This window comes from Lamprobacter sp. (assembly GCF_034860625.1).
Classification (GTDB): Bacteria; Pseudomonadota; Gammaproteobacteria; order Chromatiales; family Chromatiaceae; genus Lamprobacter.
The window spans coordinates 18,255-35,533 of sequence record NZ_JAYESN010000006.1; the positions used below are offsets into that span (position 1 = coordinate 18,255).

Annotated in this window: 13 protein-coding genes; 5 read left to right on the forward strand and 8 right to left on the reverse strand. The window is 63.4% G+C overall.

Going from position 1 to position 17,279, the window contains the following annotated elements; all coding sequences use genetic code 11:
• Positions 1-83: 83 nt before the first annotated feature.
• On the forward strand, positions 84-1,934 hold the full coding sequence (locus VBE63_RS02700; RefSeq protein ID WP_323681453.1) for a mechanosensitive ion channel family protein: 1,851 nt from the start codon (positions 84-86) through the stop codon (positions 1,932-1,934).
• A 247-nt stretch (positions 1,935-2,181) separates the two neighbouring features.
• On the forward strand, positions 2,182-3,732 hold the full coding sequence (locus tag VBE63_RS02705; RefSeq protein ID WP_323681455.1) for an ATP-binding protein: 1,551 nt from the start codon (positions 2,182-2,184) through the stop codon (positions 3,730-3,732).
• Positions 3,733-3,825: 93 nt separating this feature from the next.
• Here VBE63_RS02705 and VBE63_RS02710 read toward each other — a convergent pair whose 3' ends face one another.
• The 5 genes from VBE63_RS02710 to VBE63_RS02730 all read right to left on the reverse strand — a co-directional run bounded on the left by VBE63_RS02710 (position 3,826) and on the right by VBE63_RS02730 (position 9,229).
• Positions 3,826-5,778, reverse strand: a complete 1,953-nt coding sequence (locus VBE63_RS02710) for a S9 family peptidase (RefSeq protein WP_323681456.1) — start codon at positions 5,776-5,778, stop codon at positions 3,826-3,828.
• A gap of 155 nt (positions 5,779-5,933) precedes the next feature.
• Complete coding sequence (locus tag VBE63_RS02715) at positions 5,934-6,584, reverse strand: thiol:disulfide interchange protein DsbA/DsbL (protein ID WP_323681457.1); 651 nt, start codon at positions 6,582-6,584, stop codon at positions 5,934-5,936.
• 168 nt (positions 6,585-6,752) lie between these two features.
• Complete coding sequence (locus VBE63_RS02720; protein WP_323681458.1) at positions 6,753-7,484, reverse strand: DsbC family protein; 732 nt, start codon at positions 7,482-7,484, stop codon at positions 6,753-6,755.
• A 105-nt stretch (positions 7,485-7,589) separates the two neighbouring features.
• The gene (xerD, locus tag VBE63_RS02725; protein ID WP_416274496.1) at positions 7,590-8,468 is read right to left on the reverse strand and encodes a site-specific tyrosine recombinase XerD; all 879 of its coding nucleotides are present in this window, start codon (positions 8,466-8,468) and stop codon (positions 7,590-7,592) included.
• Between the two features lie 80 nt (positions 8,469-8,548).
• Positions 8,549-9,229: a methylated-DNA--[protein]-cysteine S-methyltransferase gene (locus tag VBE63_RS02730; RefSeq protein WP_323681459.1), complete on the reverse strand. Its 681-nt coding sequence runs from the start codon at positions 9,227-9,229 to the stop codon at positions 8,549-8,551.
• Between the two features lie 42 nt (positions 9,230-9,271).
• On the opposite strand from VBE63_RS02730, the gene VBE63_RS02735 reads away from it, so the two are divergent.
• Positions 9,272-9,751, forward strand: coding sequence for a YcgN family cysteine cluster protein (locus tag VBE63_RS02735; RefSeq protein ID WP_323681460.1), 480 nt, complete (start codon positions 9,272-9,274; stop codon positions 9,749-9,751).
• A gap of 20 nt (positions 9,752-9,771) precedes the next feature.
• A complete protein-coding gene (locus VBE63_RS02740; protein ID WP_323681461.1) occupies positions 9,772-10,404 on the forward strand; it encodes a Maf family protein in 633 nt (210 codons plus the stop codon).
• A gap of 4 nt (positions 10,405-10,408) precedes the next feature.
• Here VBE63_RS02740 and VBE63_RS02745 read toward each other — a convergent pair whose 3' ends face one another.
• The 3 genes from VBE63_RS02745 to VBE63_RS02755 are packed head-to-tail and all read right to left on the reverse strand — an operon-like array spanning position 10,409 to position 13,166.
• Positions 10,409-11,419 carry a S49 family peptidase gene (locus tag VBE63_RS02745; RefSeq protein ID WP_323681462.1) on the reverse strand — a complete coding sequence of 337 codons (1,011 nt, stop codon included), beginning with the start codon at positions 11,417-11,419 and terminating at the stop codon, positions 10,409-10,411.
• Positions 11,416-12,195 (reverse strand): HAD-IA family hydrolase, encoded by a 780-nt coding sequence (locus VBE63_RS02750; RefSeq protein WP_323681463.1) that lies wholly within the window; start codon positions 12,193-12,195, stop codon positions 11,416-11,418. The genes VBE63_RS02745 and VBE63_RS02750 overlap by 4 nt, the downstream gene beginning before the upstream one ends.
• Positions 12,186-13,166, reverse strand: coding sequence for an RluA family pseudouridine synthase (locus VBE63_RS02755; RefSeq protein WP_323681464.1), 981 nt, complete (start codon positions 13,164-13,166; stop codon positions 12,186-12,188). Before VBE63_RS02755 ends, VBE63_RS02750 begins: the two co-directional genes overlap by 10 nt.
• Before the next feature lie 686 nt (positions 13,167-13,852).
• Between VBE63_RS02755 and rne the strand changes: the two genes are divergently transcribed.
• On the forward strand, positions 13,853-17,113 hold the full coding sequence (gene rne, locus VBE63_RS02760) for a ribonuclease E (RefSeq protein ID WP_323681465.1): 3,261 nt from the start codon (positions 13,853-13,855) through the stop codon (positions 17,111-17,113).
• Positions 17,114-17,279: the final 166 nt, after the last annotated feature.

Genomic DNA, 17,279 nt, shown 5'->3' on the forward strand with positions numbered 1-17,279 from the left:
ATCAGCATCAGCCGGCCGCTCTTCGCAGGATGCCGAGCCAGCCTGAATCTCTCGCAGCGCGACCCATCTGGACGCCATGCTGGATGCTGTGCGCGGCGCTGTTCTGCATCGCCATCGCCATCACCACTCCAGCGCTCGCCACCAGTACTAGCACTAGCCTGCTCAGCCCACCCGACACCTCCTCGCCACGCGCCACCTTCGACAGCTTTCGCCGGCTCACCGACCAGATCGCTGAGCAGTATGTAGCGTATCGAGAAGCGCCCAGCGCACAACGCCAGCAGACCTTCTTGCGCGCCGTCGAGCAGGGCAAGCAACTGATGGATCTGAGCAACGTGCCACCCGCGGCGCAGCATGAGATCGCCACCGCCACCATCATCTGGCTCTGGGAGATCATCGCCCGCGTCGATCTGCCCGAGGCCGAAGTGATCCCAGAGGCGGCCGATTACGCCAGTGAGGGTCCGCTCGCCGACCAACCCCCACGCTGGCGCCTCCCGGACACCGTTATCGTCATCGCGCGCGTCGACGAAGGTCCGCGCGCAGGCGAGTTCCTGTTCAGCCCGGAGACGGTCGCCTCCGCGCGCAGCTATGCTGAACTGGCGCGGGGGCTGCCCTATCGGCGCTCCTCGCGCATCGACAACGTCAGAGACCTCACCGCCACGGCGCTCGGCTTCTCCGGCTGGATGCTACCTCCGCACCTAATCGAGCGCCTGCCCGACTGGGCGCGGCAGCCCATCGCCGGCCAGGTGCTGTGGAAATGGGCCATCCTCGTGGTCAGTCTGGGGCTGACGCTGGTCCTGCTCGGGCTGGTGCTGAATTGGGCGCACCGCCGTGCTTGGGATGCTCGCCCCGGCACCTTACTGCGACGCCTGAGCGCACCACTGACGCTGCTGCTCTGGATGCCCCTGCTGCGCCGCTTCCTCGATGACCAGGTGCAGGTCACCGGCCTGGTGATCGCCTGGCCCGACTACCTCGCCGAGCTGACCCGGGTGCTGGCCCTGATCTGGCTGGTGTTGCTGGTCGCGCGCTGGATTCCCGAGGCGCTGATCGCCGCGCCAGGGCGCAACACCGAGCGCGCGGATGCCAGCCTGATCCGCTGGGTCGCGCGGGTCTTCGCGCTGTTCACGGTGCTGGGACTGGTGTTTGCGGCGGCCCAGGATCTCGGGATTCCGGTCTATGGCCTGGTCGCCGGCGCCGGGGTCGGCGGCCTGGCGATCGCGCTCGCCGCCCGGCCGACGCTGGAGAACTTCATCGGCGCGCTGAACCTGTTCGCTGACCGACCGATCCGCGTCGGCGACCTGTGCCGCTTCGACGAGCGCCATGGTCAGGGCTGGAATCCGGTCGGCACCGTCGAGGCCATCGGCCTGCGCTCGACCAAGATCCGTCAGTTCGATCGCTCGCTGATCACCATTCCGAACGCCGATCTGGCCGAGCGCAACATCGTCAACCTCAGTGCCTGCGAGCGCTTTTTACTGCAGCAACGCCTGCCGCTGCGCTACGAGACCAGCACCGATCAGCTACGCTATCTGCTCGCGACCCTGCGCGAGCTGCTGCACGCGCATCCGATGACGATTCACACCGAGGAGTTTCCGATCCGCGCTCGCTTTCTCGGCTTTCGCGACCAGGCGCTGACGCTGGAGCTGCGCGCATACATTCGCACGACCTCTTACACGGAGTTTCTGGCCATTCAGGAAGACATCATGCTGCGCGTGATGCAGGCGATCCAGCAGGCCGGCACCGGCTTTGCGCTGCCAGCGCAGACGCTGTATCTGGCTCGTGACAGCGGCCTCGATGCCGAGGCGCGCACGGCGGCCGAACAGCGCGTGTGCGAATGGGCTGCCGCGCATGAGCTGCCGTTTCCCGACATGGACGAGGCGCAGCGCAAACGCATCACCGACACCCTGGACTATCCGCCCGAGGGCTCGCCGGGAGGCTGATCGAGGTTTGTTGAGTCGAATGTCCCAGCCTGTTGGTCAAACCCTCCGCGCCCGCGTCAGTCATCATCAGCGGAACCAACGACCATTTTCCGGTATGGTCTGTGCTGAGCGCATACAAGACGTTTCCAAGACGTCTCCAAATAGTTTCCCAAACGGCTATCGCCGCCTGTAAAGCATCAAACCGATCATCCACCCTCTCGCTAACATTCCATGCCTTCGCCTGCGATCAGACTCACGGACCCTCGCCATGCCACGCCGCTCACTACCCATCGGTATCCAGACCTTTCGCGAGATCCGCGAGTCTGATCACTACTACGTCGACAAGACCGGCTTTGCACTGCGACTGATCGACGAGGGCAAGGCCTACTTCCTCTCCCGGCCGAGGCGCTTTGGCAAGTCGCTCTTTCTGGATACCCTGGCCGAGCTGTTCGAGGGCAACGCGGCGCTGTTTCAAGGGCTCGAGGCCGAGACGCGCTGGGATTGGTCGCGACGCTTCCCGGTGATCCGGCTGAGCTTTGGTGGCGGTGTACTTCAGACGCGCGCCGAACTCGATCGTCGCATCCTGGACTTGCTGCATAAGAATCAGGAGGCGTTGGCTATCTCCTGTCGCGATGCCACCGATATCGTCGGCTGTTTCAGTGAGCTGATCCAGCGCGCCCATGCTGCCACCGGTGAGCGCGTGGTCGTGCTAGTCGACGAATACGACAAGCCGATCCTCGACAACCTCACCGATCCGGACACCGCCAAGGCGATGCGCGACGGGCTGCGTAACCTCTACTCGGTGATCAAGGATGCCGACGCCCACATCCGCTTCGCCTTCCTCACCGGCGTGTCCAAGTTCAGCAAGGTGAGCCTGTTCTCCGGGCTCAACAACCTGATCGACATCACCGTCGACGCCGAATACTCGGCCCTCTGTGGCTACACCGAGGCCGATCTGGATCAGGTCTTCGCCCCCGAGCTCGAAGGCTTGGACCGCGAGCAGATCCGCGCCTGGTACAACGGCTATAACTGGCTCGGCGAGGCGGTCTACAACCCCTTTGACCTCTTGCTATTGTTCAAGAAGCGCCAGTTTCACCCCTGGTGGTTCGAGACCGGCACGCCGACCTTTTTGGTCGATGTGCTCACCAAGCGCGGCTACTTCACCCCCGACCTGGACCAGGTGCGTGCCTCCGAGGCGCTGATCTCGACCTTTGATGTGCAGAATATGCCCTCTGAGGCGCTGCTCTGGCAGACCGGTTATCTGACCTTCACCGGCTCGCGCCAGATCGGCGCACGCTGTGAGTACAGCCTCGGCTATCCCAATCTGGAAGTGGAATCGGCCCTCAACGACGCCCTGCTCAAGGGCCTGATGGGCGATGCCATGCAGGCCGAGCGCGCCATCAGCCGCCTTTACGATGTCCTGGTGAGCGATGATCTCGAGTCCTTGCGCCAGCACCTGGTGAGTCTGTTTGCCGCCATCCCCCATCAGTGGCACGACGGCAATGACTTGGCGCGCTTTGAGGGCTTCTATGCCAGCGTCTTCTACAGCCACCTGGCCGCACTGGGTCTGGATCTGGTCGCCGAGGACGCCAGCAGCCATGGCCGGCTCGACCTGCGCCTGCGTTTTCATCAACGCCTCTGGCTGTTCGAGTTTAAGGTGGTCGAGCTGAGTCCCAAGGGCAGCGCACTGCAGCAGATCAAGGATCGCGGCTATGCCGAGAAATACCGCGCCGAGGGCCTGCCGATTCACCTCATCGGCATCGACTTCAGCCGCCAGGAACGCACGCTGGTTGGATTTGAGACCGAGACGCTCGCTTGAACGCCCAATACGGATCATCGGCCACCGGCTGGCTGTGGTTCGCAGATGCTCGCGGATGCCTGAATGAGGGCTTCTGGCCGCAGGCGAGTCCGCTTAACGCTCCTCGGCCGTGCTGCCCTCAATCGGTGTGATTGGCTCGGCGCGACCGCCCAGTTGCTGCGCTAAGAACTGCTCAATACGCGCATTCGCATCGAGCCGGTTCTCGGGACGCGCGAAGCCGTGGCCTTCGTCGGGGAAGACGAGGTAGGTCACGGGTAATTCCTTCTCGCGCATCGCGTTGACGATCTGATCGGCCTCGGCGATCTTCACGCGTGGATCATTGGCACCCTGCAACACCATCAGCGGCGCCTCGATCTTCTCGGCATGGAACAGCGGCGAAATGCGACGGTTCAGCTCAGGATCGTTCTCGACATCGCCCACGCGCTTGACTAACTGCTTCTTCATCGGCGCCCAATACGGTGGCACCGATTGGAACAGGGTCTCGATGTTCGAGGGGCCAACGATGTCGACGCCGCAGGCGTAAAGGTCGGGCGTGAACGCAAGCCCAGCCAGGGTCGCATAGCCGCCATAGGAGCCGCCGTAGATGCAGACACGCTCTGGATCGGCGATGCCCTGCTCGATCGCCCAGCGCACCGCGTCGGTAAGATCATGCTGCATGGCACCGACGCCCCACTCCTCATTGCCGGCGTTCAGGAAGGCCTTGCCGAAGCCGGTCGAACCGCGGAAGTTGACTTGCAGGACGGCATAGCCCCGGTTCGCTAGCCACTGCGCCTGCGCGCTATAGCCCCAGTCGTCACGCGCCCAAGGGCCGCCGTGGACCAGCAGCACCAGCGGTAGCTGCTTGGGCTCGAGCCCAAGCGGCAGGGTCAGATACGACGGCAGGGTCAGACCATCGCGGGCCTGAATCTCGAGCGGCTGCATCTTGGCGAGATCATACTCGGCCAGCTCCGGGCGGGTGACGAACAGGCGCTCGGCCTTGCGTGGCTCGCGCTGTTCGGTCGATTCGCGCGGCTCGCGTGACTCACGATCGTAGAGATAGTAGGTCGCCGGCCCATCGTCGGGCTGGTCGACAAAGATCCAGCGGTCATCGGCCAGGGTTCGACTGACGATCGCGACCGTGCCCTCGGCGGTCTCCTCCAGATAGGCCAGGTCGTCAGCGATGCTCGGGTCAATGATCGTCCATTCCGGCTTCAGGTAATCAAATTCCACTGCCTGTATCCGGTGCTCGGTCGGATGCATGATCACCGAGCCGACGTCGGCCTGGGCATGCTGGGCCAGTTCCTGGCTTGGCTTGCCGGAGTTGATGTCCAGCGCCAGCAACCGGGTGGTATCCGAACCGATCGAGCTGGTGATGAACAGCTGATCGCCCTTGTCATTAAACGCCAGCGCACCACCGTTCTCGCCGAAGGGGAAGCGCATCAGCTCACGCCAAGGCTGATCGACCGCGTCGCGCACTCGAATGATGTCGTCGCCAGTCTCGGGGTCGGTGGCTTCAGCAGCGCGGATGCGGAACTCGGCATCGGTCAGCCAGCTCACCACATCGCCAGGATTCTCGGTATCCAGCTCGACCTTGCCGCTGTCGAGCTGGACCCGGTACATGTCGAAGACGCTCGGATTGCGCTTGTTGAGTCCGACCAGGATCTCGTTTGGATGCTTGGGATCGGTCATCAGATTCTGCGCACGCACACCCTCGAAGGGGGTCAGGTCGCGCGCCTCCGAGCCATCCAACGCCACCACGTAGAGATGCCAGTTTTCATCCCCACCCTCGTCCTGCACATAGAGGATGCGCGCGCCGTCCTGGCTCCAGCCGTAGTTGCGGATGCCGCGCTGTTGGTCAGCGGTGATCTGGCGCGCCTCCGTGCTGCGATCGGCTGGTTGCACCCAGACATTGAGCACGCCCTCGGCGGACGGCGCGAGCCAGCTCAGATGGCGACCGTCCGGCGATAGCCGTGCCTGCGCGCGGGTTGGATTGCCAAAGAGGACCTCGCGCGGAATCAATCGCGGCAGCCCGTTACCCCTGGCCTCTGCCGCAATAGGGTCGGACACGGAATCAGTCGCATGGCTAAACATAGAGCTGCTCAAGAGGATGGCGGAGGCGATGAGACATAGGGTGAAACCGAGCTTCATGGGGCAGGCTTTTGGGTCAGGCTTGTAGATGAGGGCCTTGGGGATCAGATTGGGGTATCAGTTTGGGGATCAGATCAATCTTGCCGGGCTGCACGGGCTTTTTCGATCAGCGCATCAGCGATCTTGAGCAGATCGGCCTTGGTCTTGGCGCCTTCGCCGAGGACGACATAGCGACCGTCGACAATGATCATCGGCACCGAGTCAACGCGAAAACGGGCCGCCAGAGTATTGGCTTTGGCCAACGCGGCCTCGACCGCGAAGCTGTTGTAGAACTTAGCGAAGGTCTCGCGCTCGACGTCTTGCTTGGCAATCCAATTCAAGACGGTCTTTTCGGTATAGAGATTGGTGCGCTGGTTGATCACGGCCTCGAAGACGGCCTGATCTAGCCGCTCCAGCTCGCCGGCGAAATCAAGTGCGAAGTAAAGCCGCGCCAGGCTCTCCCAAGCGGCACGCCCAAAGGTCACGGGTACGCGCTCAAAGCGCACATCGCTTGGTAGCGTCTCAGTCCACTGTTTGATCAGCGGATTGATGTCGCCACAGTGCGGACAGCCGTAGGAGAAAAACTCCAAGACCTCGATCTCGTCGCCTTCGCTGCTGGGTGTTGTTGCACTCAGGGCCTTCCAATCTCGCCCCTCGACAAGCGCTGCGCTCGCGATGACGGGAAGATTGAGCAAGACCACAACGGCCAACAAACAGAGGCTAAATCGGCGCCAAAGTGCATCCATCGTCAGATCTCCAGATAAAACGCTTAGATCATCCGACTCGGCAGTCGGACCACAAGCGCGCTCTACGCGGACGGGCAACAGATGCCAACACCGCGCTTTGCGCGAACCCGTAAACATGGACGGCTTCTTCAAGGCATGTGCGAGCCGCGGAAGCCCTTGACCCATCGGCTATGACTGCTCCAGCACCTGGACCAGCCGCTTGGGCTCGACGAAGCCGGGCACCATCTGGCCATTCTCAAGGATGATGGCCGGAGTACCGCGAATGCCCATCAGCTCGCCCAGTTCCATGTGGCGCTGCACCGGGTTGTTGCAGGCCTGGCTGTCGACTGGTTTGCCGTTCTTGGCATCCGTCATGGCGGCCTGTTGATCGTCGGCGCACCAGACCGAGACGGCCTTGTCGTAAGAAGGCGTATCAACACCGGTGCGTGGATAGAACAGGTAGCGCACGCTAATGCCCTCCTCCGCATAACCTTCGATCTGCTGATGCAGCTTGCGGCAGTAACCGCAGTCGATGTCAGTGAAGACAGTGATCTCGTGCTTGGCGTTCGGTGCCTCGAAGACGATCATCTGATCCTTGCCGAGGGCGTCGACCACACGCTGACGAGCCTCATTCTGGGCTTTTTCGGCCAGGTTCTCGCGGGTCTCGAGGTCAACGATGGCACCGTCGATCAGATAGCGGCCATCGCCGGTCATATACATGACCTGCGGGCCGATCTCGACCTGGAACAGGCCATCGATCGGGGTCGGCTGCACGCTGGTCGGCTTCGCATCCGGCAGCACCTTGGCCAGGGCCGCGCGGATGGTCTGTGCCTCACTGGCGCTGATCGTCGTGCTGACGCTCAGCAAAGCGGCGGTGGCCATGGCGAGGCTCGCGGCCCCGATCCGAAAACGTCTTGTCATGCTGATTGCCTCGGTCGCTGGGATGATGAAAGCCGCGGAACATAGAGCATGCGGCGGATCAGGTCTACTGCTAACCGGTGATGATCCGGTTAGGCGCAGCGCGATTTAAGCACGCGGATGGTGCTTCGCGTGCAACTGCTGCAGACGCTCGCGCGCCACATGGGTGTAGATCTGCGTGGTCGAAAGATCGCTATGCCCGAGTAACATCTGTACGACGCGCAGATCGGCTCCATGGTTCAACAAATGGGTCGCAAAGGCATGACGCAAGGTGTGCGGCGAGAGCGGCTTGATGATCCCTGCCAGGGCGGCATAGCGCTTGATCAACTGCCAGAAGGCCTGGCGCGTCATGCAATCACTACGCTGGGTCGGGAACAGATACTCACAGCTGCGGTTGCCGAGCAGCACCGCGCGTGGCCCCCGTGCATAGCTGGCCAACCAGCTGGTTGCCTCCTCGCCGAGCGGCACCAAGCGTTCTTTGTCGCCCTTGCCGGTGATGCGCACCACGCCCTGGGTCAGGCTGACCGCATCTGGCCTCAGGGTGACCAGTTCGGTGACACGCAGACCGCTCGCATAGAGCACCTCCAACATGGTTCGATCACGATGGCCGCGTGGATCATCAGGATCGGGCGCCTCGAGGAGTGCTTCGACATCGGCCTCGGTCAGGGTTTTTGGGAGCGGGCGCCCCAGTCTCGGTGCTTCGATGCGCTCGCTGGGGTCCTCGGTCATCGCGCCCTGGCGCCGAAGATGGCCGTAGAACTGTCGCAGGCAGGAAAGCATGCGCGCTGACGAGCGCGGCTTGCGTCCTTGCTGTGTGAGCACCGCAAGATAGTCCAGCAGATCGCTGCGCTGGGCCTGAGCCAGGCCGCGTCCGCGCTCGCGGCTGAGCCACTGATGAAAGCCGCGCAGGTCCGACTGATAAGCCGCGAGGGTATTCGCACTGAGGCCGCGCTCCATCCAGAGGGCATCAGCAAAGGCCTCGATCACCTGCAGACCTGAATCGTCACCTGAGCCTGAGCCTGAGCCTGAGCTTGGACTTGCGCTAGATGTGGACTGTCTCGCGGACTTCATGGGCGACGATCCTGTTCGCTGAGGGGGGTAGCAGCCCCATGATCCGGACTCAACCCGGCCTCGTGGTCGAGCAGCCAGCGCTTGATCGCGAGCAGTCGACCGCTGCGATCACCAGCGAACCCCCCCAAGCCATTGGCGGCGACCACGCGGTGGCAGGGAATTCGCAGCGGCAACGGGTTGGCTCGGCAAGCGTTGCCAATGGCACGCGGCGAACTGCCCAGCAGCGTCGCCAACGCCCCATAGGTGAGAGGATTGCCAGGCGGGATGGCCGCAAGCAGCGTCCAAACCCGCTGTTGGAAAACGGTACCGGATGGCTCGATGTGACAGCTGAAGCGATATCCTGGGTCAGCAAAGTAGGCATCCAGCTCAGCGCGCAGCCAGGCTGGGGCCTCTGCGGTCAGTGGCAAGGGTTGTCGACTCAGTGACAGCTGGCGTGGGCTCAGTCGCGCCTGTTGTGTCATCGCGTCTTCACTGGGGGCGGGCTTGTGTTGAGGCTTGGGGGCATGCACTGGCGCAAACCAGGGCTTCGGCGGCAGCTCGGGTGCGAGCAGCACGCGGATGAGCTGTTGGTCCCGCCAATAGACGCCAATCAGGCCAAAGGGTGTTGGCAGTTCGCTGTAATACACCCTGCTGTCATCAGCATACAGAGTCCGATCGGGTTGTTGGCGCCTGACCATTCGCAAAGATCCGTCACTGGTGATTCAAGGTAAGCTAGAGGGATGACCAGTATCAACCAGACCTCACCCATGGCCAAGCCTGCCAGCGCAATCGGTGCCTTTTGGGAGTGCATTCCACTCAATCAACTCTCTGCCGCGCAATGGGAGTCGCTGTGCGACGGCTGCGCGAAGTGTTGCGTGACCAAGTACGAGGATGAGGACAGCGGTACCATTCACTACACCGATGTGGCTTGTCATCTGTTGGATCAGGATCAGTGTCGGTGCGGGGATTATCCCAAGCGCTCCGAGCGCGTACCAGACTGCGTTACGCTGTCGCCGAAAACCCTGGCCAACCCCTACTGGCTGCCCGAGACCTGTGCCTATCGGCTCGTCGCCGAGGGCAAGCCCCTGCCGGACTGGCATCCCCTTGTTTGCGGCGATGCTGACGCGGTCCACCGTCTCGGCCAGAGCGTGCGCGGGCGGGTGGAATCTGAGACCACCGCCGGCGATCCGCTGATGCGCCTGATCTCCTGGATTCGGTGAGCAAGATTTCGGTGACCAAGATGACGAGTAGCCTTCAGGCTGGGCAGCAAACCTCGCCACGGACCCTCGTGCTCGCCTCGACCTCCCCCTTTCGGCGCGAGATGCTCAGCCGCCTGGGCCTCGACTTTGCGACGGCAGCGCCGGATTGCGACGAAACGCGCCTGGCTGATGAGCCGGCGGTCGCGCTTGTGCAACGACTCGCCGAGTCTAAGGCGCGAGCGGTCGCCGCCCAGTTTCCAGAGGCGCTCATCATCGGCTCTGATCAGGTCGCCTGTCTCGATGATCAGGTGCTCGGCAAGCCCGGCACGCGCGAGCGCGCCTTCGCCCAGCTGCGCCAAGCTTCTGGGCGCAGCCTGCGCTTTGCGACGGGACTCTGTCTGTATGACGCGCGCAGTGATCATGCGCAGGTCTGCTGCGAGCCCTATCAGGTGCACTTCCGCAGCCTGTCGGATGCCGAGATCGCTAGCTATATCGATCGTGAGCAGCCCTTCGGCTGTGCCGGCAGCTTCAAGTCGGAGGGCCTTGGCATTGCGCTCTTCGAGCGCCTCGAGGGTGCCGACCCCAGCAGCCTCATCGGGCTGCCGCTGATTCGGCTCTGCGAACTGCTGCGTGCCGCTGGGGTCGATCCGCTGCAGGCGCCCGCTGCGTTCTGAGCATTTAGCGCAGACGCGGTATCCCCGCACCCGTGATCTCGATCAGCTTGGTCGCGAGGCTGGTCCCAACCCGCTCTGCCACGCGCTCCCAAAGATCGCGCTTCTGGCTATAGTCGATCAGCTTCTCCGCGCCGACGATCTCCCGAGCCACCGTCGACGGGCTGCCAAGGCCGTCGCTGAGTCCTAGCTCAACGCTTTCTTGGCCGGTCCAGAACAGGCCACTGAACAGTTCATCCCCCCCCTTGAGGCGGTCGCCGCGACCCTCTTTGACCGCGGCGATAAACTGCCCATGCAGATTATCCAAGAGGCCTTGGATAAAGGCGCGGTCCCAGTCATCGAAGGTCGAAAAGGGGTCCAGGATACCCTTGTGCTCGCCAGCGGTGAGGAGGCGGCGTTGGATGCCGAGCTCATCGAGCGCCCGCTGAAAACCGAAGCTATCCATCCGCACGCCGATGGAGCCGATCAGGGTTGCTCGGTCGACGTAGATCGCGTTGGCGGCACTGGCAATGTAATAGGCCCCTGAGGCGCAGACATCAGCGGCGACCGCGTAGATCGGCTTATCCGGATACGCCTCGCGCAAGCGTTGGATCTCGTCGAACACATAGCCGGACTGCACTGGGCTGCCTCCCGGACTATTGATGCGCAGGATGACCGCCTTGGCGCTCTCCGCCTCGAAGGCGCTTCGCAGCCCTTTGACGAGGCGATCCGCACTGGCGTTCGTTTCGTCCGCGATCAGCCCCTCGACCTTGACTAGGGCTGTGTGCTCACCGGCCGAGCCCATGGAGCGACCGACCCCGTCCATCAGGAGGGTGATCGAGAGCAACAGCAGATAGGCGAGGATGGCAAATTTCAGCACCAGACCCCAGCGCCGCGAGCGCCGTTGTTGGCGCAGGAATTCGGCCGCCATGCGGTTGATCAGGGCACGCTCCCATTCGGGGTCATCGGTTGGCGGCATTGCTGTGCCTGTCATCAGATCGCCCTGTTTCAAGCGACTGATCCATGCGGGTAGCTTCATACCTGGGTTCCGTCAGCAGTCGAACGCGTCAGGGGGAGTGTCAAGAGCCAGTCCGAGAGCACCGCGATCGAGGGCGCACAGCCCAATGGCTTGTGCTCGAGCAACCGCGCCGCGGACTGCGTGCCGTAGCTGACGGCCAGAGCCCGCACGCCGGCGTTGTGCGCCATCAGCACATCATAATCCGTATCACCGATCATCAAGGTGTTCGCGGGTTTAGCGCCCAGTTCATCCATCAGCTCATGCAGCATCCCGGGATGCGGCTTCGACAGCGTTTCTTCAGCGCAGCGGGTGGCATGAAACCAAGGCCGCAGTCCGGTTTGGTCGAGCGCCTGATCAAGGCCACGCCGGCTCTTGCCGGTGGCCACTGCCAACAGCTGACCGCGCTGATGCAGGGCTTCAATGAGCGCCATGGCACCCTCGAAGAGCGGTGTCGGGGTCGCATTGGCGCTCAGATAATGGTGCCGATACCGGGCGATGATCTCAGACAGATCTTCATCGCTGCTCACCCCCGGTAGACGCAACATCGCCTCCTCGAGCCCAAGGCCGATGACCGCGCGTACCGCCGCTGCAGGCGGCGACGGACGGCCGATATCCGCAAAGGCGGCCTGCATGCTGGCAACAATGCGTGCCTCCGAGTCCATCAGGGTGCCGTCCCAATCGAAGACGATCAGCTCGATCCCTTGCAGCTCAGGGACTGCGCCGGGTGTGGCTGCACTGGGAGTACCGGAACGGAGGGTGCCGGAACAGGGGGTGACTGAATGGGGCCTCAGGTCCAAGGTTCCTCCTCAAGTCTGTTCAAAACCGCTGCCAAGGAGTTCGGAAGCGGCGCCCTGACCTGCACTAGCGGACCCTCTTCCTGAGAACGGAAGCTCAGGGTCGCGGCATGTAAAAACAAGCGTTTTAGTCCAAGTGCCTTGAGGCGCTCATTATCAGCCGCGTCACCATATTTCGGATCGCCCGCGACGGCGGCCCCAAGGTGGGCCGCATGGACCCGGATCTGATGTGTCCGCCCGGTATCCAGCTTCGCCTCGACCAGGGTAAAGGGGCCAAGGCGTTGCCGGGAGCGAAACCAGGTGCGCGAAGGCCTCCCTTCCAGGGGGTCGACGCGCACCAGGCGCTCACCACCTCGCACCCGGTTCGTGCTCAGCGCCACCGCCACTTCGATCTGCGGTTGTGGAAGCTGCCCGCAGAGCAGCGCCAGGTAGCGCTTGTCAACCTCGCCATCTCGCAGTTGCGCATGCAGGCGCCGTAACGCGCTGCGGCGCTTGCTGATCAGCAGACAGCCCGATGTGTCGCGATCGAGCCGATGGACCAATTCCAACTCAGCTCCAGGGCGCATCGCGCGCAGTGTTTCGATCACCCCCAGGTGGATGCCGCTGCCCCCGTGCACCGCCAGGCCGGCTGGCTTATTCAGCACTAGCAGCCGATCGTCTTCGTACAACAGGGCCTCATCGAGGCGGTCCCTGAGCTGGGCCGAGGGCGCGATCGGTTCGCCTCGCGCCGGTCGTCGCAGCGGCGGGAGTCGCACCTGATCGCCTGCCTCGAGCCGTTGCGACGGTCGCGCACGCCCCTTGTTGACCCGAACCTCGCCGCGGCGCAGTAAGCGATAGACCAGGCTGCGTGGCACTCCCTTCAACTGCGCCAAGAGAAAGTTGTCGATGCGCTGGCCGGCGGCATCCGGGCTGACCTCGACCCATTGCACGGTTGGGCCTTGCGCGCCTTGTTCGGTTTGCGCCGGTGTTCGCATGGCCGTGTTTGTCGGGGCTCCCGTCTGCGGGTTGGCGTCAGAGGCCCGCGGTAGATGGCGTCCTGTCCGGTGCTGCTTCGGGCGAGGCTGCTTGGGGTGCTTGGATAGCGACTTGTGGGTCAATTGCCGGTACCGAGAAAGCTTGCTAGCATTCGGAGCTTGTGCTGCGTGGGAAGGTGCGTGCGCGTACCATCTGCAACGGGGAGGTGCGGCACAAGACAGGGTGAGCGTCGGCCCGAGCCCATGGCGATGGTCCGAGCGAGGTCTCAAGGTTCCTAGCTCCGGGGGCAATGCATGATGCTCAAGGGGTTGGTCGCCCCGTCACTTGGGGCCTGCACCGATGCGCAAGCCGTCTGGCCAGCCAACAGTATGGCGCATCGCCGAGCCAATTGTGACACCCGGTCGCAATTCCTTCCTCCCTACTGGTTTTTCGACGAGCATTGGCATGGCGCTGGTGACTCGACAGGGTGTTCGGCGCGTTGCGCGAGGCACCATAGGTTAATTGAAAGCGCGTGCCCAGGCATGCCAAGGGCTCAATAAAGCATCTGCTCAGCGCGAACGCCGCGCGGGCAGGTCCGCCCCGGCACCCGGGTGCGGCGGCACATGAAGCCGCTCGCGCGCGCCGCCACAACCGAGCTGTTCGGCGGTGGACCGCGCCTCGCGCCAAGGCGAGAGATCCGATAACGATGAAAAGAATGCTGATCAACGCAACTCAGCCCGAAGAGTTGCGGGTGGCCATTGTCGACGGCCAGCAATTGTACAATCTGGATATCGAGAGTGCGGGACGCGAACAGAAAAAGGCCAATGTCTACAAGGGCACGATCACCCGCGTTGAGCCGAGCCTGGAGGCGGCCTTCGTCGACTATGGCTCTGATCGCCACGGGTTCTTACCGCTCAAAGAGATTGCACGGAGCTACTTCCGCCAAGACGCGCCTAAGCCTGGCACCCGCGCCAACATCAAGGAGCTGATCAGAGAAGGTCAGCAGGTGATGGTGCAGATCGACAAGGAGGAGCGCGGCAACAAGGGCGCGGCGCTGACCACCTTCATCTCGCTGGCTGGCCGCTACCTGGTGCTGATGCCGAACAACCCGCGTGCCGGTGGTGTCTCGCGGCGGATCGAAGGCAACGATCGCTCCGAGCTGCGCGAGGCGCTGAGCCAGCTCGAACTGCCCGAGGACATGGGCCTGATCGTGCGTACTGCGGGCGTCGGCAAGAACGCCGAGGAGCTGCAGTGGGATCTCAACTACCTGCTCCAGCTCTGGGATGCGATCAAGACCTCCGGCGAGGAGCGCAAGGCGCCCTTCCTGATCTACCAAGAGAGCGATGTCATCATCCGCTCGATGCGCGACCATCTGCGCGCCGACATCGGCGAGATCGTGGTCGATGATTCCAAGGTGTTCGAGAAGGCCGAGGCCTTCATGCGCCAGGTGATGCCGCAGAACCTGAAGAAGCTGCGGCTCTATCTGGACGAGGTGCCGCTGTTCACCCGCTACCAGATCGAGAGCCAGATCGAGTCGGTGTTCCAGCGCGAGGTACGGCTGCCCTCGGGCGGCTCGCTGGTGATCGACCAGGGCGAGGCGCTGACCTCGGTCGACATCAACTCCGCACGGGCGACCAAGGGCGCGGATATCGAGGAGACCGCACTCAACACCAACCTCGAGGCGGCCGACGAGATCGCCCGCCAGCTTCGGCTGCGCGACCTCGGTGGTCTGTTCGTGATCGACTTCATCGACATGACGCCGGCAAAGAATCAGCGCGAGGTCGAAAATCGGCTGCGCGACGCCCTCAAGCATGATCGCGCCAGGGTGCAGGTCGCGCGCATCTCGCGCTTCGGACTGCTGGAGATGTCGCGCCAGCGCCTGCGTCCCTCGCTGGGTGAATCCAGCCAGCTGGTCTGCCCACGCTGCAAGGGCCAGGGCGTCATCCGCGGCGTTGAGTCACTGGCGCTGTCGGTGCTGCGGATCGTCGAGGAAGAGGCGATGAAGGATCGCACCTCGCGCATCATCGCGCAGCTGCCGGTCGAGGTTGCCACCTTCCTTTTGAATGAAAAGCGCCGGCAGATCCTGCAGATCGAGGAGCGCCAGCAGGTCGATGTCGTGCTGATCCCGAATCGGCACATGGAGACGCCGGACTTTGAGATCGAGCGCATCCGCGCCCAGGATGCCGAGCGCCTCGCTGATAACGAGATGAGCTACGACCTGGCCGCGCAACCGAAACAGGCCGAGCCCGCTTTTGCGCGGCCTCACAGCATCCCGCGTCCGGAAGAGCCTGCGGTGAAGGCATTGGCCCCCTCGATGCCCGCACCGCAACGCCCCGACCCCTTGGACGATGTGCCGCCGATGCCGACCGCAGCCGATAGCGCCAGCGAGCAAGGCCGGCGCACCGAGAGCGTGCTCAAGCGGATCTGGTCGACACTCTTCGCCCTGCCGGCTGATCAGCCCGACGATGCGTCGGCGCAAGGCGCTGATGCGGGAGGCGGATCGAGGCGCTCGACCGGTGCCGGCCCGCGTGCCGATCGATCGACGTCATCAGGTGGCAGAGGCGCTGGATCTGACCGCGGACGGAGCGACCAAGGCAGTCGCAACGCCCGTGGTGAGCGCCGCTCGCGTCGGTCGAGCAGCCCTGGCAATGATCGCAGCAGCGCGAGGGAGACCGCGTCTGCGGCAGATCAGGACAGCACGAGCACGGAGACCAATCACATCAATAGCAGTGCACAGGGCACGCAAGAAGCGCTCGGCCAGACGGCGGCAAACGGCGGCGCTCAGAGTCAGGGTCCATCCAGCCAGGGTCCATCGCGACGCAGCAGCTCTCGTCGCGGCTCGCGAGGTGGCCGCGGTCGGCGCACTCAGCAACCTGGCGATTCCGCAAACGCTGCCACTGACGAATCGGGCAACACGGCAGCCTCGGACGAGGCGCAGCCGTCATCGGCAACTGCAAAACCCGCGGCAACGCCAGTGTCCTCCTCAAGGGCGCTGGTGGTGAGCACATCAGGTGCGAACGCAGACAAGAACGACAACGACCAGAAAACAGGCCCTGAAACTGGTTCAACGACTGGCGAGCGGGCGAAGACGGATAGGCATACCGACAGGGGTGCTGCGAGTGTCGAAGAGACTGCTGATGACACGCGCACTGAGCCAGGCGCAGAGGACGGCGAGAACAAGCCTTCGGGTCGAGCCCGCTCAAGCCGCCGTCGCCGTGGTGGCCGCGGCCGCCGGCGCAGTGAAGGCACCAGCACTGCGAGCGAACAGCAAGAAGACCTGCCATCGGATGCAGCAAGCCCATCGATGACCGAAGTAGCACCGGCCGCTGCGCCAGAGCCGAGCCCCGCGTCCGAGGATCGGCGGGCGAGGACAGAGGGATTGATGCGGCAAGCAATGCAAGACGAACCGCCGCCCGACCCCGTCCGCACCGCCCAAAGCCCGTCTGATGCGAAGTCGACGACGCCCAGCCCATCCACTGCGCCAACCTCGAATCCGCCGGCGCCCACTGCTGACGCCAAGACGCAGCCCGAAGCGGAGGCCAGCGCGGAGAAGGCGGACTCAGCCGTCACTGCATCGACCGCGAAACCGCAACTGCAGCCATCCCGGCATGAGGATTCCCCGGTTGCAGCCCCTGATGCTGAAAATCCGGCAGCGCCCAAGTCTGAGTCTAGGCCTGAGCCTGAGTTTGAGCCCAAGCCTGAAACCAAACTTGAGCCAACATCAGCACCCAAACCTGAGCCCACACTTGTGAAGCCGATACCCGAGACGACAAGCAGCCAAGAGGTCGCTCCGAGCCGTACAATCTCTGCAACAGCCGAAACCACCGACCAAGCTTCGCCGACTGCGGCAGCAGCCGAGCACAAGGAGAGGATGCGACCAGCGACGCCGCTGGCGCAGGGTGGCAACGGTGAGCCAGCGCCGCCGAGCGATGCGACAGGCCAGCAGTCGAATCCAGCCGGTCAATAAGGAAGTGTCCATCATTTGCTTCCCGAAGCTGCCGCGACAGGTCGCTCCGAAATCGGGAAGTCATTTCTGGACAGTCACTAAGCATGACGATGCAGTTCAACCAGGGTCTTCTGATGCCATCATGACAAACGCTAGTCATTCTGATGACCTTGCCAACACCAAGGCC